The organism is Bradyrhizobium sp. HKCCYLS1011, assembly GCF_051167795.1.
In the GTDB taxonomy this organism is placed as follows: Bacteria; Pseudomonadota; Alphaproteobacteria; order Rhizobiales; family Xanthobacteraceae; genus Bradyrhizobium.
This window is the reverse complement of the sequence record NZ_JBNPTT010000009.1, coordinates 77,552-95,852: the sequence shown is the minus strand read 5'-3', so window position 1 is coordinate 95,852 and position 18,301 is coordinate 77,552. Positions and strand designations below refer to the sequence as shown.

The 18,301-nt window shown below is 64.0% G+C and carries 23 protein-coding genes and 2 tRNA genes; 17 read left to right on the top strand and 8 right to left on the bottom strand.

Features of this window, described 5'->3' with window-relative positions; translation table 11 throughout:
- Nucleotides 1–54: 54 nt before the first annotated feature.
- Complete coding sequence (locus ACQR1W_RS27970) at nt 55–459, bottom strand: hypothetical protein (RefSeq protein ID WP_434853822.1); 405 nt, start codon at nt 457–459, stop codon at nt 55–57.
- Between the two features lie 191 nt (nt 460–650).
- On the opposite strand from ACQR1W_RS27970, the gene ACQR1W_RS27965 reads away from it, so the two are divergent.
- From ACQR1W_RS27965 to ACQR1W_RS27945, 5 genes are all read left to right on the top strand, one after another.
- The gene (locus ACQR1W_RS27965) at nt 651–1,052 is read left to right on the top strand and encodes a GFA family protein (RefSeq protein WP_434853821.1); all 402 of its coding nucleotides are present in this window, start codon (nt 651–653) and stop codon (nt 1,050–1,052) included.
- Nucleotides 1,053–1,087: 35 nt separating this feature from the next.
- Nucleotides 1,088–1,164 (top strand) — tRNA-Val (locus ACQR1W_RS27960).
- Nucleotides 1,165–1,304: 140 nt separating this feature from the next.
- The gene (locus tag ACQR1W_RS27955; protein ID WP_434853820.1) at nt 1,305–1,487 is read left to right on the top strand and encodes a hypothetical protein; all 183 of its coding nucleotides are present in this window, start codon (nt 1,305–1,307) and stop codon (nt 1,485–1,487) included.
- A 126-nt stretch (nt 1,488–1,613) separates the two neighbouring features.
- Nucleotides 1,614–1,883 (top strand): hypothetical protein, encoded by a 270-nt coding sequence (locus ACQR1W_RS27950; protein ID WP_434853819.1) that lies wholly within the window; start codon nt 1,614–1,616, stop codon nt 1,881–1,883.
- A 130-nt stretch (nt 1,884–2,013) separates the two neighbouring features.
- The gene (locus ACQR1W_RS27945; RefSeq protein ID WP_434853818.1) at nt 2,014–2,499 is read left to right on the top strand and encodes a Crp/Fnr family transcriptional regulator; all 486 of its coding nucleotides are present in this window, start codon (nt 2,014–2,016) and stop codon (nt 2,497–2,499) included.
- Here ACQR1W_RS27945 and ACQR1W_RS27940 read toward each other — a convergent pair.
- Together ACQR1W_RS27940 and ACQR1W_RS27935 are read right to left on the bottom strand one after the other, a co-directional pair.
- Nucleotides 2,438–3,265: a metallophosphoesterase family protein gene (locus ACQR1W_RS27940; RefSeq protein WP_434853817.1), complete on the bottom strand. Its 828-nt coding sequence runs from the start codon at nt 3,263–3,265 to the stop codon at nt 2,438–2,440. The two genes, ACQR1W_RS27945 and ACQR1W_RS27940, sit on opposite strands and share 62 nt — an antisense overlap.
- 68 nt (nt 3,266–3,333) lie before the next feature.
- Nucleotides 3,334–3,525 carry a hypothetical protein gene (locus ACQR1W_RS27935; RefSeq protein ID WP_434853816.1) on the bottom strand — a complete coding sequence of 64 codons (192 nt, stop codon included), beginning with the start codon at nt 3,523–3,525 and terminating at the stop codon, nt 3,334–3,336.
- Between the two features lie 340 nt (nt 3,526–3,865).
- On the opposite strand from ACQR1W_RS27935, the gene ACQR1W_RS27930 reads away from it, so the two are divergent.
- Together ACQR1W_RS27930 and ACQR1W_RS27925 are read left to right on the top strand one after the other, a co-directional pair.
- The gene (locus tag ACQR1W_RS27930) at nt 3,866–5,185 is read left to right on the top strand and encodes a cytochrome P450 (RefSeq protein ID WP_434853815.1); all 1,320 of its coding nucleotides are present in this window, start codon (nt 3,866–3,868) and stop codon (nt 5,183–5,185) included.
- An 87-nt stretch (nt 5,186–5,272) separates the two neighbouring features.
- Nucleotides 5,273–6,130 (top strand): class I SAM-dependent methyltransferase, encoded by an 858-nt coding sequence (locus ACQR1W_RS27925; RefSeq protein ID WP_434853814.1) that lies wholly within the window; start codon nt 5,273–5,275, stop codon nt 6,128–6,130.
- Nucleotides 6,131–6,146: 16 nt separating this feature from the next.
- Here the strand turns inward: ACQR1W_RS27925 and ACQR1W_RS27920 are convergent, their stop codons facing one another.
- The 3 genes from ACQR1W_RS27920 to pepT are packed head-to-tail and all read right to left on the bottom strand — an operon-like array spanning nt 6,147 to nt 8,559.
- Nucleotides 6,147–6,308: a hypothetical protein gene (locus ACQR1W_RS27920; RefSeq protein ID WP_434853813.1), complete on the bottom strand. Its 162-nt coding sequence runs from the start codon at nt 6,306–6,308 to the stop codon at nt 6,147–6,149.
- A gap of 57 nt (nt 6,309–6,365) precedes the next feature.
- Nucleotides 6,366–7,286 carry a cobaltochelatase CobT-related protein gene (locus ACQR1W_RS27915; RefSeq protein ID WP_434853812.1) on the bottom strand — a complete coding sequence of 307 codons (921 nt, stop codon included), beginning with the start codon at nt 7,284–7,286 and terminating at the stop codon, nt 6,366–6,368.
- Nucleotides 7,287–7,296: 10 nt separating this feature from the next.
- On the bottom strand, nt 7,297–8,559 hold the full coding sequence (gene pepT, locus ACQR1W_RS27910; RefSeq protein WP_434853811.1) for a peptidase T: 1,263 nt from the start codon (nt 8,557–8,559) through the stop codon (nt 7,297–7,299).
- Between the two features lie 257 nt (nt 8,560–8,816).
- Here pepT and ACQR1W_RS27905 point away from each other — a divergent pair.
- Nucleotides 8,817–8,893, top strand: a tRNA-Asp gene (locus ACQR1W_RS27905).
- Nucleotides 8,894–9,066: 173 nt separating this feature from the next.
- On the opposite strand, the gene ACQR1W_RS27900 is transcribed toward ACQR1W_RS27905, so the two are convergent.
- Together ACQR1W_RS27900 and ACQR1W_RS27895 are read right to left on the bottom strand one after the other, a co-directional pair.
- The gene (locus tag ACQR1W_RS27900; RefSeq protein WP_008968465.1) at nt 9,067–9,267 is read right to left on the bottom strand and encodes a hypothetical protein; all 201 of its coding nucleotides are present in this window, start codon (nt 9,265–9,267) and stop codon (nt 9,067–9,069) included.
- 1 nt (nt 9,268) lies between these two features.
- Nucleotides 9,269–9,517 (bottom strand): hypothetical protein, encoded by a 249-nt coding sequence (locus ACQR1W_RS27895; protein ID WP_434853810.1) that lies wholly within the window; start codon nt 9,515–9,517, stop codon nt 9,269–9,271.
- 701 nt (nt 9,518–10,218) lie between these two features.
- On the opposite strand from ACQR1W_RS27895, the gene ACQR1W_RS27890 reads away from it, so the two are divergent.
- The 9 genes from ACQR1W_RS27890 to nuoG all read left to right on the top strand — a co-directional run bounded on the left by ACQR1W_RS27890 (nt 10,219) and on the right by nuoG (nt 18,299).
- Entirely contained in the window at nt 10,219–10,584 is a 366-nt protein-coding gene (locus tag ACQR1W_RS27890) for an NADH-quinone oxidoreductase subunit A (RefSeq protein ID WP_008968462.1), read from the top strand.
- On the top strand, nt 10,575–11,165 hold the full coding sequence (locus tag ACQR1W_RS27885; protein ID WP_434853809.1) for a NuoB/complex I 20 kDa subunit family protein: 591 nt from the start codon (nt 10,575–10,577) through the stop codon (nt 11,163–11,165). The genes ACQR1W_RS27890 and ACQR1W_RS27885 overlap by 10 nt, the downstream gene beginning before the upstream one ends.
- 11 nt (nt 11,166–11,176) lie before the next feature.
- Nucleotides 11,177–11,782: an NADH-quinone oxidoreductase subunit C gene (locus tag ACQR1W_RS27880; protein WP_008968460.1), complete on the top strand. Its 606-nt coding sequence runs from the start codon at nt 11,177–11,179 to the stop codon at nt 11,780–11,782.
- 15 nt (nt 11,783–11,797) lie between these two features.
- Nucleotides 11,798–12,994, top strand: coding sequence for an NADH-quinone oxidoreductase subunit D (locus ACQR1W_RS27875; RefSeq protein WP_434853808.1), 1,197 nt, complete (start codon nt 11,798–11,800; stop codon nt 12,992–12,994).
- Nucleotides 12,994–13,953 carry an FkbM family methyltransferase gene (locus tag ACQR1W_RS27870; RefSeq protein WP_434853807.1) on the top strand — a complete coding sequence of 320 codons (960 nt, stop codon included), beginning with the start codon at nt 12,994–12,996 and terminating at the stop codon, nt 13,951–13,953. Before ACQR1W_RS27875 ends, ACQR1W_RS27870 begins: the two co-directional genes overlap by 1 nt.
- A gap of 14 nt (nt 13,954–13,967) precedes the next feature.
- A complete protein-coding gene (gene nuoE / locus ACQR1W_RS27865; protein WP_434853806.1) occupies nt 13,968–14,579 on the top strand; it encodes an NADH-quinone oxidoreductase subunit NuoE in 612 nt (203 codons plus the stop codon).
- Nucleotides 14,576–14,788 (top strand): hypothetical protein, encoded by a 213-nt coding sequence (locus ACQR1W_RS27860; protein WP_434853805.1) that lies wholly within the window; start codon nt 14,576–14,578, stop codon nt 14,786–14,788. The genes nuoE and ACQR1W_RS27860 overlap by 4 nt, the downstream gene beginning before the upstream one ends.
- A gap of 22 nt (nt 14,789–14,810) precedes the next feature.
- Complete coding sequence (gene nuoF / locus ACQR1W_RS27855; protein ID WP_434853804.1) at nt 14,811–16,136, top strand: NADH-quinone oxidoreductase subunit NuoF; 1,326 nt, start codon at nt 14,811–14,813, stop codon at nt 16,134–16,136.
- A 93-nt stretch (nt 16,137–16,229) separates the two neighbouring features.
- The gene (gene nuoG, locus ACQR1W_RS27850) at nt 16,230–18,299 is read left to right on the top strand and encodes an NADH-quinone oxidoreductase subunit NuoG (protein ID WP_434853803.1); all 2,070 of its coding nucleotides are present in this window, start codon (nt 16,230–16,232) and stop codon (nt 18,297–18,299) included.
- Nucleotides 18,300–18,301: the final 2 nt, after the last annotated feature.

Genomic DNA, 18,301 nt, shown 5'->3' with positions numbered 1-18,301 from the left:
TCGTGGACCCGTTTCGTGCTACGCCGTTGCGGCCGTCCGGCGCGTTCGGATGTGTCAGTCGGTATCGGGGCAGCTGAGCATCCCTCGCCATGACGCCGCGTGGGGGCCGGTTGGGCTGTTCAGCTTCTTGAAGCTGTCGTGATCTGCAGAGATTTCGAGGGTGACCTGGCCGGCATTGGTCGGAAATTCATGGTCGGTGAGGGGAACATCGAGCCAGCCGCCGGTCAGAATGTTGCCCTTGATCTGGCCATGAAACACGTTTCTGACGCGCTGGTCAGCACTGTCGCCGCTCCACCAGACGTCATTGCCGATCTGCCTGACGTGGTAGATGCCACCGTCATTGGCCTTGTTGACGCCATAGAGCTGATCGCTGAATTGGGTGACGCAGATTGCCTGGGCCGAGCTCGAAGCGGCCAGCAACGCGATGAATGTTCCTGCTGCTAAAATCGATTTGGTCATATCTTGCTCCCTATGCGGTGTGCTCGTTCGAGGATCGCGCGGTCGGAAGGCTTTTGCGGCGCTGCCGACCTGTCGACGCACCCGCGGGAAGGTAGTTGTCATGGATGAATGCGTCTTTAAGTTGCTCTTACGTTTCGCTTAGCTTTGCCTTATCCTTCGAGCAAATGCGCGGCCCGGTTCGGAGGCTCCCCATGCAGATCGACGGTGGTTGCCATTGTGGGCGGGTGACATTTGTCGCCGAGATCGATCCGGAGCAGGTCTCGATCTGCCATTGCACGGACTGCCAATCCCTGACCGGCTCGCCGTTTCGGGTGACCGTGGTCTGCTCGGCCGAGCAGGTCCGGCTCACGGGCGGCACGCCCAAGCTCTATACCAAGCTCGGCGACAATGGCCGGCCGCGGCAGCAGCACTTCTGCGGCGATTGCGGTGCTCCGCTGTTCACGAGCGGCGAGGGCGCGCCGGGAGATTGGGGCATTCGCTGGGGCAGCATCCGCCAGCGCGACCAGCTCAAGCCTCGCCGCCAGAAATGGTGCCGCTCCGCCGTCCGCTGGATCGATGAGATAACCGGACTGCCGGCCCGTCCGGGCGATTGATTGGACGGCGGGCAAGGGGTAAAGAGGCGGCGTTCGGGCGGTTAGCTCAGCTGGTTAGAGCATCTCGTTTACACCGAGAGGGTCGGGAGTTCGAATCTCTCACCGCCTACCATTCCGTTGCCCGATGTTCCTCCCATTCCGTTGTTGGATTTCGATCGGTTGTCTGCGTGCGCGATACGGACGCCAGGCCAATATGGCTGCGTCCTTGGTGTAGGAGCCGCGCCCAGTTCGTCATGTGATGGTATTTGCCCCATGAGACAACGTGCGCGCAAATCGATGTCGGTCAGCTTCATCCGAACTGGCGAGCGCCGCTACCCGGTGCGGGCGACATTGGATGATGGGCGGGTGCTCGAGATGAATCCGGCGCCCGGCTTCGATCCCTGGATGCCGCATGATCTGCAGCACTTCATTGTCGAAAAATGCCTCGGGCTCTGAGGCGCCATTTTCGGGCGGCTCGCCATGGGCGGCACAGCCAGGACCTTTCATGCGGTTGCAGCGGACGCGTCCAGCCGTACCGCCTCGCGCTTGCAGCGGAAACATGCGGCGAAGGACCGTCGGCAGATGCCGGAGCAGACCGAGGATTATGGTCGATCCGAGCGGGCCACCTATGTGTGCTGGCACGACTGGCTGCAGCACGCGGATGATCCGGCGCTGCGCGCGCGTGCTGCGGCGATGGCCTCGTCCGCAAGCAGCATGCTGGCGCGGATGGGGCCGAGAGAGCGGGCGCAATTTACGCCGCAACGGCTTGCCGAGATTCGAACCGAGTTTCAGCGCCTGAGTCACCGCTGGGCTGCGCTTGGGGTCGGCGAAAGCATCTCCGAGCGTTGGTGACACGCGCCGAGACCTATCCTTGCCGCACCTTCATGGGTTTGGCACGCTCCAGAGCTTGCGAATTCCGCATTGTGATCGGGTTTTATTCAGCTAGGCTGATCGTTGCGTGACGGTCAGTTTGGACGAGCACATGAGCGAATTCCTGCGCCACTGCACGGGTGGAAGCGAGCGGACCATTCCGGCAGGCTCGGACCTGCTTCAGGAAGGCATCGGCACCGGACACCTCTACATTCTGCTGGAAGGCCGCCTGGAGGTGATCAAGGCTGGCGCAACGGTCGCGGTCGTCTCTGAGCCAGGTGCGCTGTTCGGTGAGATGTCGCTGCTGCTGGATCAACCGCACACGGCCACTGTCCGGGCCTGCACCGAATGCCGTGTCTACGAGGTCGTCGATGCCGGGCGCTTCTTGGCGGAAACGCCAGAACTCGCACTTTCGGTCGCTCGGATGCTGGCGCAGCGCCTGAACGTTGCAAACACCTATCTTGCCGACCTGAAGCGCCAATATGCCGGGCACGGGACCCACCTCGCAATGGTCGGCGAGGTCCTGCAGAGCATGATCAATCTGCCGCCGCAGCAGGTTTCACCAGGAACGGATCTGGAATCCGATCCACGGCTTTGAGCCAATCGGGTGGATCTGCGACCGGCCGCGCCGGCCTCTGCAACGGCGCGTTGAGATCGATCCACTCGGCTTGACCTGCAGCGAGCCAGTAGGCCCGACGAGCGGAAGGCTCGACGACGATGTAGGTCGGCGGACGCCCGGGCTGCCGGCCGGTATTGAACACCCATGTCGAACCCAGCCTGTCGAACCAGGAGCCCTCCTCGATGAAGGGTGACTGGTGGACATGACCCGAAATGACCATTGAGGGCTGATAGCGAGTGATCCAGTTCAGGAGCTCGGAATCGCCGAAAAAGCGCTTGCCGCCCCAGCTCACCGGCGAATTCGTCGGCGGAGCGTGATGCACCCAGACCCAGTTCGTCGCGCGCTCGGCGGTCGCGTCGCTGAGCTGTCGCTCGATCGAGGCCTTGACCAAGGGGCCATCCCACCAGGGACAGATGGTCAGGGTCAGATCGCCAAGCCGCAGCGTATCGCCATCGCAGGCGATCCCAAGCTCTCGGACCTCGCGTATCCAGCTTGCAATCTTTTCTCCCTCGGGGCTCCTGTTGTCGAGGTCGTGGTTGCCCGAGCAGAGGGCAACGCGGGTCCTGGCTGCGATGATCGACAGGTATTTTCGAACCACGACGATCTGAGCTCGGTAGTCAACGATCGAGCCGAGATCGAGCGCGTCGCCCGCGAAGATGACGAGATCGAAATGAACGGCGGCCGCTACCAGCCAGTCGAACTGCGGCAGTGTGTAATGAAGATCGGCAACGACGAGATATCGCATGAAGTCACTCGGGCTTGCTGCATCAGCAAGCAAGAGAGAGGCCATTTGCGCCAGCGTGGCGACCCGCGCTATTCGGCCGCGCGCTTCTCAAGGCTGATCGCGATCCGCTCCAGATGCGCGTTCATGCGCCTGCTTTCAATGATCTGCTGCTCGTAAAGCTGCACCAGCCTTGCGGCGGAGCCGGCTGACCATCGACGGCTGAGCCAAAGCCAGACACCGATCAGTATGATAAATGGAAGCCACGAGACGAACAGCTCCACCAGCCATCGATTTTGCACGCCAACCCCCGCAATCCCAAAGCGCTGTCATCGGTAGTATGAGAGGTATAGCGCAGCCCTGCAGCGGCATGTAGCTGCACCGCTTTGGTTCGTTAGGAGACGGTTTACAGTCCCTTCAGCAACCGTTGCGCACCTGCCGGGGAGCCGCAGATTGCCAGTCTCTGCAATAGGCGGAAGCGGGAACATCTATGACGGGCCTGCGTTATGGGGTCATTTCGGCTGGGGCTTTGTTTTACTTATGCTGTTGATGTCAGACGGCGCCGGGGTCTCCTTTCGGCCGCCGGCGCCGGTGCCGCCGGCAGCCCGGTTGGGGCTATTCAGGTTGTTGTCCACGCTCAAGCGCAATCCGCTGGAGTGCTGGAGCGCAGATTTTTTCGAGCTGCCGATCGCGCGGGTGACGCTGCCCTTTGCCGATGCGGTGCTGGTCCACGAACCCGCCGCGATCAAGCACGTGCTGGTCGACAACGCCGCCAATTACCGCAAGGACCCGATCCAGCGCCGCATCCTGGCGGTCGGTCTCGGCGACGGACTCTTGAGCGTGGAGGGCGAGCGCTGGGAGGTGCAGCGGCGCACGCTGGCGCCGGTGTTCGCGCGCAGGACGGTGATCGGGCTCACCGCCGCGATGCTGTCGGCCGGGCAAGGGCTGGTCGAGCGATGGCGCCGATTTGCGCCGAGCGACGTCGTCGATGTCGCGACCGAGATGACGCTGCTCACTCTCAACGTGCTGGCGCTCACCATCTTCTCGGACGGCGTGGCCAGCGATCTCGACGAATTCCGCCTGGCCATGAACGCCTATTTCGCCACCATCGGTAGGATCGGAGCGCTGGATCTGTTCGGCGTCCCGGAGATCGTGCCGCGACCGGGGCGGAGGCGGCTCAAGCAGACCATGAGCTATTTCGAGGGCGTCATCGACCGGATCATCGCCGCCCGGCAGCGGCGCCTTGGCGCCTGTCCACAGTCAGAACCGGCAACCGACCTGCTGACCCTGCTGCTGCGCGCGCTCGATCCCTCGACCGGCCGGCCGATGAGCCTCACCGAGGTCCGCTCGAATATTCTGACCTTCCTGTCCGCAGGCCATGAGACCACCGCCAATACGCTGGCCTGGTCGCTCTTCCTGTTGTCGCAGGCGCCGGAATGGGCCAAGCGGGTGCGAGACGAGGCGGATCGCGAATTGGCCGGCTCGCATGAGGGGCTCGTTGAGCGGCTGGTCGTGACGCGCGCGGTGGTCGAGGAGGCGTTGCGGCTCTATCCGCCAATTGCCGCGCTCAGCCGGTCGGCCGAACGGGTCGATGAAGTCGGAGGAGTTACGATCCGGCCGCGGGCGCTGATCGTGGTCGCGCCTTACGTGCTGCATCGCCACCGCACCTTGTGGGACCGGCCGGACGAATTCGATCCCACGCGCTTCATGCCGGGGGCACGCGCCAGGATCGCCCGCTACGCCTATCTGCCATTCGGTGCCGGTCCGCGCACCTGCATCGGTGCGTCCTTTGCGCTGCAGGAGGCCACCCTGGTCCTGGCGATGCTGATCCGACACTTCGACCTGACGCTCGCGCCAGGCGCCGAGGTCTGGCCGCAGCAGAAGATCACCTTGCGGCCGGTGAACGGCCTACCGATGCTGATCACGCCGCGCCGCGCGAATTGAAAATGCGTCAAAGCCTCGTGGCTTGACATCGGGGTCGCGCACGTGCGCGGATTGCGCCCTGTCATTGTCAGAAGCGCAGATCCCGCCATGCAAGTCACCTCAGGCCACGAACGAAATGCCGATCAGATCGCCTATTGGAACGGCCCCGGCGGCCAGCGCTGGTCAGACCGTGAGGCCGCACAGGAGATCCTGCTCGCACCGGTCTCGCAGATCCTGATCGAGCGGATCCAGGCCAGGCCGGGCGATCGCATCCTCGATGTCGGTTGCGGCTGTGGTGGCCTCGCGCTCGCGCTCGCCAAACAGGTGGCACCCGGCGGCTTCGTGCTCGGCGTCGACATTTCGGTCCCGATGCTGGCCCGCGCGCAAGCGGCCGCGACCGCCGAGCTCCCGGTGCAGTTCGAACTCGCGGATGCGACGGTCCACCCGTTCGAGCCTGCAAGTTTCGATCTTCTGGTGTCGCGCTTCGGCGTGATGTTCTTCGCCGAGCCCGTGGTCTCGTTTTCCAATCTGCGCCGGGCTCTCAAACCATCCGGCCGCGTTGTCTTTGCCTGCTGGCGTGAGCCCAAGCAAAATCCCTGGATGATGGCGCCGCTCCAGGCGGTGTATCGCCATGTGCCCAAAATGCCCGAAGTGGGGCCGGAAGAGCCAGGTCCGTTCGCGTTCGCGTCAGAGGAGCGGGTCAGGCGCATCCTGAGCGAGGCCGGCTTTGCTGACATCGCCATGGAGGCATGTGCGCTGTCGCTCGATGTCGCAATCGGCAAGGGGCTCGATGCGGCCGTGGACTCTGCGCTGGGGATCGGCCCGGCGAGCCGTGCCTTGCAGGGGCATCCTGAGGAACTGCGCGAGGCGGCGCGCCAGTCGATCCGCGAGATGCTGGCGCCGCATCTGCACGGCGACAGCGTGATCTTGCCGGGCTCGATCTGGCTGGTCACCGCCCGCGCCTGAGCTGCCTCGAGAGGCTTCAGCTCCGGTCAGGCTTGGTCGTGGACTGTCGTGCCGGCACATCGCCGGACTTAGTGGCCTCATGCGGATCGGGCCGCGGTGTCGGCTTCGGCACGCCGGCCTGGCCGCCATGCTTGCCGCCCATATCCGGCGGGCCTTCGAGATCGTTCTCTTTGGGCATCGTGTCCTCCGCCTGCTGTTAGCAGAAACGACGCAATACGAGGCGGGGGGTTCCCGGTTAATGGGGCTGTTCGACACTGCAGACCAGAGTGCTCCCAAGCAACTCGATCAGCGCGCTGCCGAGACCATCGGGTGCGTCGACGCGGGTGGAGACGGGAGAACTACCTTCTTCCGTCGGACCGATACCGATTGTGATGAGCCGAATGTCTCTGGCTGCGTTGATCGTCTCGACGACGCGCTGAAGATGATCAGCAAGATAGGTTGGACCGTTGGCCAGGAGGGTTGAATCGTCAACCGGAGCGCCGTCCGACAGGAAGATAAGGAACTTCCGGTGCTGTGGTAATCTTCGAAGTCGATCCGCGGCCCATAGAACGGCCTCGCCGTCGATATTCTCCTTCGGCAAGTCGGGCCTTAACATTTGTCGGAAGGCATGGTCGCCGCTGCTCGCACGCTGGTTTTTCGCGTCTTTATAAATGATGTGCAGAAGATCATTGAGGCGGCCGGGACGGCGCGGTCGGAGGTACCAGCGCCATTGTGCCCGCGAGCGTCCCCCGCGCCAACTGCTCGTGGTGAAGCCCAGCACCTCGCAGCTCATACCAAGGTTTGCAAGGAACTCCTGAGCAATGTCGGCGCTTGCAGCGGCGAATATCATCTTCTGACCACGCATCGAACCCGACTGGTCGACGAGCAGTGTCACGGTCGTATCGGCCCTTTCCTGCTCAGACAGACGGGCTCTGATTTCTGCGGCGATCTCAGCGGCACGAATATGCAGCCGTGTCCTCCACGGGAGCAGGTCGGTTTGAAACACGTGCCAAGCCTCGTCCAGCGCAGCACGATCCTTCTTACTCAACGGCCCGAGCACGTTGTCAATGCCGGCTGCGTCGACTTCCCGATCGAACCGCGTCGTATAGGCGCGGTATTCCGGCTGCGATCGATCCGCGGTTCGCGCCCCGAAGAGAAAAGGCCAAAGAAACGGCATTGTTCGGAGGCTAACCTGAGGCCCGCTCTTCCCAGATCATGGCGAGGTGCACGATGGTCTGCACCGCCTTCTCCATGTCCTGCACGCTGACCCATTCCTGGCGCGAGTGGAAGGCGTGCTCGCCGGCGAAGATGTTGGGGCAGGGCAGTCCCATGAAGGACAGCCGCGAGCCGTCGGTGCCGCCGCGGATCGACGTCCTGATCGGATCGAGCCCGGCGCGCCGGATCGCATCTTCGGCGTAGGTGACGATCTCCGGGTGGCGATCGATCACCTGTTTCATGTTGCGATATTGCTCCTTGATCTCCATGCGATAGCTGGAGTGCGGGTAGCCCTTCATCACGTCTTTGACGATCGCTTCGAGCAGCGCCTCCTTCTGCTTCAAGCCCGCTTCGGCGAAATCGCGCACGATGAAATCGAGCCGCGCCTGTTCGAGCGCGCCGGAGATGCCCACCGGATGCAGGAAGCCGTCCTTGCCCTCGGTCGTCTCGGGCGAGCAGCTGTCCTTCGGCAGGCGCTCGACAATCGCCGCGGCGATCTTGATGGCGTGCTCCATCCTGCCCTTGGCGAAGCCGGGATGAGCACTGACGCCGGTGATGGTGATGCTGGCGCCGTCCGCTGAGAAGGTCTCGTCCTCGATGTGACCGGCGGTCTCGCCATCCATCGTGTAGCCGAAATCGGCCCCGAGCTTCTTCAGGTCGACCTTGTCGACGCCACGGCCGATCTCCTCGTCCGGCGTGAACAGGATCTTGATGGTGCCGTGCTTGATCTGCGGGTTTCTTACGAGGAAATGGGCGGCATCCATGATCTCGGCGATGCCGGCCTTGTTGTCGGCCCCGAGCAGCGTGGTGCCGTCGGTCGTAATGATGTCGCTGCCGATCTGGTCCTTGAGGGCCGGATGGTCGGCGGCGCGGATCACCTGGGTCGGATCGCCCGGCAGCACGATGTCGCCGCCCTGGTAGTTGCGCACGATCTGCGGCTTGACGTTGGCGCCGGTGCAGTCCGGCGACGTGTCCATGTGCGAGCAGAAGCAGATGACGGGCACGCGCTTGTCGGTGGTGGCGGGAATCGTCGCGTAGACATAGCCGTGCTGGTCAAGATGCGCGTCGGTGAGCCCCATCGCCTGCAGTTCGGCGGCGAGCACGCGCCCAAGGTCCTTCTGCTTTTCCGTGGATGGGCAGGTCGACGAGTTCGGGTCCGACTGGGTGTCGATCACGACATAGCGCAGGAAACGCTCGGTCACGGTATGGGTGAAGGCGAGGGGAGATTTGAGCATGCTGGCCACGGCGGAATGGGGTGAAGCTGGGCCGACGGTATAACAGACGCGCGCCCGGCAGGGTTAGACCGGAACCGGCTTTGTGAAGGGCTGCGGCCGGCTGGGCCCGCTTGGACGGGTCGGGTGGCCCTGGGTCCGGTGCGGGAATTCGAGCCCGGCGAGGGGGGACAGACCGACTTCCCACAGGGCATCTCATTGTCCTTGACTTCGAAAGTTGGCCCCTTTAAGTCCCGGCTCTCCGCGGGTTTCGCGATCGCGCGGGAGTAGCTCAGTTGGTTAGAGCGCCGGCCTGTCACGCCGGAGGTCGCGGGTTCGAGCCCCGTCTCTCGCGCCATGTTTTCAATGGCTTAACATTCCATCCTCGATAGCGGCCGGTTCGGGCGCGCACGCTGCTTGGCGCGCCCTTTGGCGCGTTCCACTGTGTTCAGCACCTCCGGTCTGTCAGACACAAAAAAAGGCCGCCTAAGGGGCGGCCGCGGCTGGGCTGATGCCGTATGCCAGGAGGACTCAGCGGACCATCGGGGTGTCGGAACTGGTGACGACGACCGGCTTGCCGGCTTTGACCACGCGCGCGGATGCGGTCTGGCTGTCGTCAACGGAGGAGCGGGCGGCGATCCCAAAAGCGGCCACCGCGATACCGGCCACCAGCGCCACCACCAGGATCTTCAGGTGGGTCGCACGATCGGCGGAATGGAATGTGTGGTTCATCTCAGCCTCCCGGCGTCTCAGTGCGCCATTTGGTTGCCTGCACCATTAATCGGTGTTTGTTTCGAACCGGTTTCTTCGCTTCCTCGAAATGGTTTCGTTCGGTTGCAATATTCCTAACTTCAATCGGGCTGGAGGTGCCGGGCTGCCGGTCAGCCAAGCCGACGGTGATGACGCGCTCCGTGCGCGCCTCCTTCGGGGGCTGGAAGTCGTCCTGGACAGTTCCGAATTCCAGCGTCTCGCCCGGAGACATTGAAGCCGCCAAAGCCGGAGACGCGCACCGCCTGCTGCGGATTGTAGGTCACGATGACGGTCGCATGATCCTGCCGGAGCTCGACGATGGTCTGCTCGATCTTGGCGGACGAGATCGGATCGGCGCGGCGCGCAGGGCTCGCCCAAGAGCAGCACCTCGGGTTGGACCGCGACGGCGCGGGCCATGCCGCTGACCGGGACCTCGCCCTCGGCAGCGGGCCTCGGCGGGGCGGCTGCACCAAGTAGGATAGACGTTCAAGACGTCCATCGATCGAAGCGCGTGACATGGAGAAAACCTCGTGATCTCGCGGTTTGTGTTGAGGCGAATCAATCCCTAGATAGCGGATAGAGGCGAGGGGGTTGGCCAAGGCGACCTGGCTGCGCGCGAGCTCGCGGACCTATCGCGACAAGCGCAGGCGCCTCGAGGGTGGTGACGCCGCCGCTCGCTTTGTCATTGCTCAGATCCAACAGTGGTGGGGGGACTGCCGGCGCAGCACGCGACGCAGGTCGGATGCAGGCGCAATCCGGCTCTGTCGTCTGCGCAGGGCCAAGGTGTGTCGGGCGGACCGCAATGTGGGGAGGGCTGACGGCGTCAAGATAGCTTGTCTTGCGCGGCTTAGTGCGCTGCGCTAAGGCTCAGAACAATTCCAATGCAACGAGTCTGCGGCCCGGTCCCGAAAACCGCAGAAGAAAGTCACGCCGATGACCGGCATTCTCCAGAATTATCTTCCTCTTGTGGTGTTTATCGGTGTCGCGACCCTGATCGGGTTGGCGCTCTTGATCGCCCCCTTCCTGGTCGCCTACCAGCAGCCGGACCCCGAGAAACTGTCGGCCTATGAGTGCGGCTTCAATGCGTTTGATGACGCCCGGATGAAGTTCGACGTTCGCTTCTACCTGGTTGCCATCCTTTTCATCATCTTCGACCTCGAAGTGGCGTTCCTGTTTCCGTGGGCGGTGGCGTTCGGCAAGCTCGGCGCGGCCGGCTTCTGGTCGATGCTGGTGTTCCTGGCCGTGCTGACAGTCGGGTTTGCCTACGAATGGAAGAAAGGCGCGCTTGAATGGGATTGAGCCCGACCACGCCCGGAACCGGGCCGGCCATCGCTCCGGCTCCGAAGGGCATTCTCGATCCTGCGACCGGCAAGCCGATCGGTGCCAACGACCCGTATTTCCTCGAGGTCAACCACGAGCTGTCCGACAAGGGATTTTTCGTTGCTGCCGCTGACGACCTCATCACCTGGGCACGCACCGGCTCGCTGATGTGGATGACCTTCGGTCTGGCCTGCTGCGCAGTCGAGATGATGCAGGTCTCGATGCCGCGGTATGATGTGGAGCGCTTCGGCTTTGCGCCGCGCGCTTCGCCGCGCCAGTCAGACGTGATGATCGTCGCAGGCACTCTGACCAACAAGATGGCGCCGGCGCTGCGCAAGGTCTACGACCAGATGCCTGAGCCGCGCTACGTCATCTCGATGGGCTCCTGCGCCAATGGCGGCGGCTACTACCATTTTTCCTATTCGGTGGTCCGCGGCTGCGATCGCATCGTTCCCATCGATATCTACGTGCCCGGCTGCCCGCCGACCGCGGAAGCGCTGCTCTACGGTGTTCTGCTGCTGCAGAAGAAGATCCGGCGCACCGGCACGATCGAACGCTGAAGGTTTTTCGAATGGACGACGGCAAGCTCGACGCCCTTGGGCAGACGATCGTTGGCGCGCTTCCCGGCGCGGCGACAGGACATTCGGTGGCTTTCAATCAGCTCACGGTCCATGTTGAGCCGAGCCGGATCGTCGAGGTCGTGAAATATCTGCGCGACGATCCGGCCTGCCGCTTCATCAACTTCACCGACATCACGGCCGTCGACTATCCCGATCGCGGGAAGCGCTTCGATGTCGTCTATCACCTGCTGTCGCCGACACTGAACACGCGCATCCGGCTGAAGGCCGAGGCGGATGAGACGACCCAGGTGCCCTCGATCATCGAGGTGTTTCCGGGAGCCGACTGGTTCGAGCGGGAGACTTACGATCTCTATGGCGTGATCTTCACCGGCCATCCCGACATGCGCCGGCTGCTGACGGACTACGGCTTCGACGGCCATCCGCTGCGCAAGGACTTCCCGCTCACCGGCTTCGTCGAGGTCCGCTACGACGACGCCGAGAAGCGGGTGATCTACGAGCCCGTCCGGCTCAACCAGGAATTCCGCAAGTTCGATTTCCTGTCGCCCTGGGAAGGTGCGGACTATCCGCTGCCCGGCGACGAGAAGGCGAACAAGTGAGTGGGAGGTCCGAGCATGAATGAGCAAAGTCCCGCACTCCGCAACTTCACCATCAATTTCGGCCCGCAGCATCCGGCGGCGCACGGCGTGCTGCGTCTCGTGCTCGAGCTCGACGGCGAGGTGGTCGAGCGCGTCGATCCGCATATCGGGCTGCTGCATCGTGGCACCGAGAAGCTGATCGAGGCCAAGACCTATATGCAGGCGACTCCCTATTTCGATCGCCTCGACTACGTCGCCCCGATGAATCAGGAGCACGCCTTCTGCCTTGCGGCTGAGAAGCTGCTCGGCATCGAGGTGCCGCGGCGCGGGCAGCTGATCCGCGTGCTCTACTGCGAGATCGGCCGCATCCTGTCTCACCTGCTCAACGTCACGACGCAGGCTATGGACGTCGGCGCGCTGACGCCTCCCTTGTGGGGTTTCGAAGAGCGCGAGAAGCTGATGGTGTTCTATGAGCGCGCCTCGGGCTCGCGCATGCATGCCAATTACTTCCGCGTCGGCGGCGTGCATCAGGACCTGCCGTCGAAGCTGATCGACGACATCGACGCCTGGTGCGATCCCTTCCTGAAGGTGGTCGACGATCTCGACCGGCTCTTGACCGCGAACCGCATCTTCAAGCAGCGCAACGTCGATATCGGCGTGGTGACGCTGCAGCAGGCCTGGGCCTGGGGCTTCTCCGGCGTGATGGTGCGCGGCTCCGGCGCGGCCTGGGACCTGCGCAAGGCGCAGCCCTATGATTGCTATGCCGAGATGGAGTTCGACATCCCGATCGGCAAGAACGGCGACTGCTACGACCGCTATCTGATCCGCATGGAAGAGATGCGGCAGTCCGTGCGCATCATGAAGCAATGCATCGCCAAGCTGCGCGCGCCGGACGGGCAGGGGCCGGTGATGATCACCGACAACAAGATTTCGCCGCCGCGCCGCGGCGAGATGAAGCGTTCGATGGAAGCGCTGATCCATCACTTCAAGCTCTACACCGAAGGCGTGCACGTGCCGGCCGGCGAGGTCTATGTCGCAGTCGAAGCGCCGAAGGGTGAGTTCGGTGTGTTCCTGGTCTCGGACGGCAGCAACAAGCCGTACAAGTGCAAGATCCGTGCGCCGGGCTTTGCGCATCTGCAATCGATGGACTTCATCTGCCGCGGGCATCTGCTGGCCGACGTCTCGGCCATCCTCGGCTCGCTCGACATCGTGTTCGGGGAGGTCGATCGCTGATGGGGCTTGCGCCGATCCAGTTCGACCGTGCATCGGGGGCGCTCGAAGGAGCGAACCTGTGGGAACGCACGGCTGCGCTGGCGTTGGCGACCGGCTCGAAGATCTCCTCGCATTTCTCGCATCGCGGCTACAACCACTGCGCCAACCTGCTGCGTAAGACGCTGCCGCAGCGCGACATCGCCATCAAGCTCAACACGGATGCGGTGTTCGCGTTTCCCTACGGCGACGGCTATTGGAGCAAGCTGCTCAACCGCGCCTACACTTACGAAGACGAGCTCGAGCTGTTGTTTCTGGGTGCGGTCGACGTCGACTACACCTTCATCGATTGCGGCGCGAACTACGGTTATTGGTCGGTCCTGGTTTCGAGTGCGCCGTTCGGCGCGCATCGGGTGATCGCGATCGAGCCGTCGTCGCAGAACTTTGCCAAGCTCGCCAACAACGCCACCATCAATAGCGGCCGCTTCGAGGTGATGCAGTGCGCGATCGGCGCTGTGCGCGGCACCGCCAACCTCACCGGGACCAAGCACGAGGCTTTCAGCATCGCGGGCAGTGTCGAGGGCGGAGAGCAGGTGCCGGTCATCGCGCTCGATGACCTGATCGACGACGGCAAGATCGCTGCATCCGGCAAGTATCTGATCAAGCTCGACGTCGAAGGCGTCGAGGTCGAGGCGATCAAGGGCGGCACGCGGCTGCTTGCGACCGACAGCATGATCCTGTGCGAGGAGCACGGCCATGATCGCAACCATACGGTTTCGCGCTACATCCTCGATCAGACCCCGCTGCAATTGATCGTCTATGACCCCGCGAGCGGCCGGCTCGAGACTGTGAAGGAGCTCTCGATCCTCGACCGCATCAAGGTCTCCACCCACGTCGGCTACAACGTTTTCGGCACCGCGAGCGCCTTCTGGCAGGACCGCATCAATGCGCTCAATGCCGGTGGCACGCGCCGCATGCAATGAAAGACTGAAGAACCATGTCTGTCCGCCGTCTTGCCCCCAAGGAATTGCAGCCCGCGAGCTTCGCGTTCACGGACGAGAATCTTGCCTTCGCCAAGGCCCAGATCGCGAAATATCCGGAAGGCCGGCAGGCGTCGGCCGCGATTGCGATCCTGTGGCGGGCCCAGGAACAGAACGAGGGCTGGATCTCGGAAGCAGCGATCCGGGCCGTCGCCGACATGCTGCAGATGCCCTATATCCGCATGCTGGAGATCGCGACCTTCTACACGATGTTCCAGCTGCAGCCGGTCGGCAAGAAGGCCCATGTGCAGGTCTGCGGCACCACGCCGTGTCGGCTGCGCGGCGCCGAAGAGCTGATCGAAGTCTGCAAGCATCGTATCCATCACGACCCCTTCCATCTCTCCAAGGACGGTGATTTCAGCTGGGAGGAGGTCGAGTGCCTCGGCGCCTGCGTGAACGCGCCGATGGTGCAGGTCTGGAAGGACACCTACGAAGACCTGACGCCGGAGAGCTTCGGCAAGGTGCTGGACGGCTTCGCCACCGGCAATCCGCCCAAGCCAGGACCGCAGAACGGCCGCCAGTTCTCCGCGCCGTTGGCTGGTCCGACCACGTTGAAGGAGACGACATGAGCCGTCTTCCGACATCAGGCCCGGCCGGGGCGGCGAGGGGCGCGATGAAGAGCTGGCGCACCATCGCCCTGCACACGGGGGCCGCTGCCGTCTTCATGTTCGTGTTGCAGCGCCTTGCGCTCAACGCGTCGACTGAAACCAGCCTGTTGTGGGCGGTGGTGTTCGGTGGCTGCGCCGCCGGCCTCGCCTACATGCAGTCCAACCGTTGATACGCGAGGAAGCTGTCTGACCATGCTCGACGACAAGGACCGCATCTTCACCAACCTCTACGGCCTGCACGATTGGGGCCTTGAAGGCGCACGCCGCCGCGGCAGCTGGGACGGCACCAAGGCGCTGATCGACAAGGGACGCGACTGGATCCTGAGCGAGATGAAGGCATCGGGCCTGCGCGGGCGCGGCGGCGCCGGCTTCCCGACCGGGCTGAAATGGTCCTTCATGCCCAAGGAATCGACCGACGGCCGGCCGAGCTATCTGGTCGTCAATGCCGACGAGTCCGAGCCCGGCACTTGCAAGGACCGCGAGATCATGCGGCACGATCCGCATCATCTGGTCGAGGGCTGCCTGCTCGCGAGCTTCGCGATGGGCGCGCATGCCTGCTACATCTACGTGCGCGGCGAATTCATCCGCGAGCGCGAGCACCTGCAGGCGGCCATCGACCAGGCCTATGAGGCCAACCTGATCGGCAAGAACAATATTCACGGCTGGCCGTTCGACCTCTATGTCGCTCACGGCGCCGGCGCCTATATCTGCGGCGAGGAGACCGCGCTGCTGGAGAGCCTGGAGGGCAAGAAGGGCCAACCGCGGCTGAAACCGCCATTCCCGGCCAATGTCGGCCTGTATGGTTGCCCGACAACGGTGAACAATGTCGAGTCGATCGCGGTGGCCCCGGCCATCCTGCGGCGCGGCGCCGCCTGGTTCGCCGGCATCGGCCGTCCCAACAATGTCGGCACCAAGCTGTTCTGCATCTCCGGCCATGTCGAGCGGCCCTGCAACGTCGAAGAGGCGATGGGCATTCCGTTCCGCGAGCTGATCGAGAGGCATTGCGGCGGCATCCGCGGCGGCTGGGACAATCTCAAGGCGGTGATCCCCGGCGGCTCCTCGGTCCGCATGGTGCCGGCCGAGCAGATCATCGACACGCCAATGGACTTTGACAGCCTGGGCAAGCTGCGCTCGGGCCTCGGCACCGCAGCCGTCATCGTGATGGACAAGTCGACCGACCTGATCCGGGCGATCGCGCGCATCTCCTATTTCTACAAGCACGAGAGCTGCGGCCAGTGCACGCCGTGCCGCGAGGGTACGGGATGGATGTGGCGGGTGCTGACCCGCATGGCCGAGGGCCGCGCCCACAAGCGCGAGATCGACATGCTGCTGGAGGTCACCAAGCAGATCGAGGGCCATACGATCTGTGCGCTCGGCGACGCTGCGGCTTGGCCGATCCAGGGCCTGATTGCGCATTTCCGGCACGAGATCGAGGCGCGGATCGACCAGTATTCGCACAAGGCTGATATCGACGACGTCGGCGTGCGCGATCCCGTGCAGATGGTCGCGGCGGAGTAGGGGATGGCGCGCCATCCGACAACAGAACATTCATGCGCGCGTCGCGCCGATCGGGCGCTCGACGTGCGTACGCATTGAGAGAGATGTGAGGCGATGACCAAGATCATCATCGACGGCAAAGAGATCGATGTTCCGCCGGAGTACACGCTGCTTCAGGCGTGCGAGGCGGCCGGCGCTGAAATCCCGCGCTTCTGCTACCATGAGCGGCTGTCGATCGCCGGCAATTGCCGGATGTGCCTGGTCGAAGTGAAGGGCGGCCCGAAGCCGGTCGCCAGCTGCGCCTGGGGCGTGCGCGACTGCCGTCCGGGCCCGAAGGGCGAGCCGCCGGAGATCTCGACCCGGTCGCCGATGGTGAAGAAGGCACGCGAAGGCGTGATGGAATTCCTTCTCATCAACCATCCGCTGGACTGCCCGATCTGCGACCAGGGTGGCGAATGCGACCTGCAGGACCAGGCGATGGGCTATGGTGTCGACACCAGCCGCTTCGCTGAGAACAAGCGCGCGGTCGAGGACAAATATCTCGGTGCGCTGGTCAAGACCTCGATGAACCGCTGCATCCAGTGCACGCGCTGCGTCCGCTTCTCGGCGGAGGTCTGCGGCGTGCCGGAAATGGGCGCGATCGGCCGCGGCGAGGACATGGAGATCACGACCTATCTGGAGCAGGCGCTGAGCTCCGAGCTGCAGGGCAATCTGGTCGACATCTGCCCGGTGGGCGCGCTGACCTCGAAGCCCTATGCCTTCACCGCGCGCCCCTGGGAGCTCGGCAAGACCCAATCCATCGATGTGATGGACGGGCTCGGCTCGGCGATCCGGGTCGATACCCGCGGTCGCGAGGTCATGCGCATCCTGCCGCGCATCAATGACGCCGTGAACGAGGAATGGATCTCCGACAAGGCCCGCCATATCGTCGACGGCCTGCGTACGCAGCGGCTCGATCGCCCCTATGTCCGCGAGGGCGGCAGGCTGCGGGCGGCGTCCTGGCCGGAGGCGTTCAAGGCCATTGCGACCAAGCTTGGCCGCATCGACGGCAAGCGGATCGGCGCCATCGCCGGCGATCTCGCCGCGGTCGAAGAGATGTTCGCGCTGAAGGAGCTGCTCGCCAAGCTCGGCTCGACCAACGTCGCGGTGCAGGGTGGCGACAGCTTCGATCCGAAGGCTGGCCGCGCCTCCTACATTTTCAACCCGACGATTGCCGGCATCGAGCATGCCGACGCGATCCTGATCATCGGCGCCAATCCGCGCCGGGAAGCCGCGGTCTTGAATGCGCGCATCCGCAAGCGCTGGCGGTCAGGCCAGCTCAAGGTCGGCCTGGTCGGCCCGCGTGCCGATCTCACCTATCCTTACGAGCATATCGGCGCTGGTACGGATTCCCTGAGCGATCTCGCCGCCGGCAAGCACTCCTTCGCGTCTGTTTTCAAGGGCGCCAAGAACCCGATCGTTTTGGTCGGCGCCGGTGCGGCCGCGCGTCACGATGGCGTGGCGATCCTGTCGCTGGCGGCCAAGCTCGCGCTCGATGCCAACGGCATCAGGGACGACTGGAACGGCTTTGCCGTGCTGCATGACACCGCGTCGCGGGTCGGCGCGCTCGACATCGGCTTCGTCGGTACCGGTTTGACCGCCGCGCAGATGACGACGTTCGGCACCATGGACGTCCTGTTCCTGCTCGGGGCCGACGAGGTCGAGGTGCCCGAGGGCGTGTTCACGGTCTATATCGGCACCCATGGCGACCGCGGCGCGCATCGCGCCGACGTGATCCTGCCGGGGTCGGCCTACACCGAGAAGTCCGGCATCTACGTCAACACCGAGGGGCGCGCGCAGATGACGGGCCGCGCGTCGTTCCCGCCGGGTGAGGCGCGCGAGGACTGGGCGATCATCCGCGCGCTGTCGGACGTGCTGGGCAAGAAACTTCCTTATGACTCGCTGGCGGCTCTGCGCGCCGCGATCTTCAAGGCCGTGCCGCATCTTCAGCGCCTCGACCAGATTGCGCCCGGCGCGATCGGCGACCTCAAGGCGCTGGCGGGCAAGGGCGGCAGCCTGGAGAAGGCGCCGTTCAAGCCGCCGTTCGAAGACTTCTATCTCACCAACCCGGTCGCGCGTGCCTCGGCGGTGATGGCGGAATGTTCCCGCCTCGCCTCAGGGCGCGTGCTCGTGGCAGCGGAGTGAGC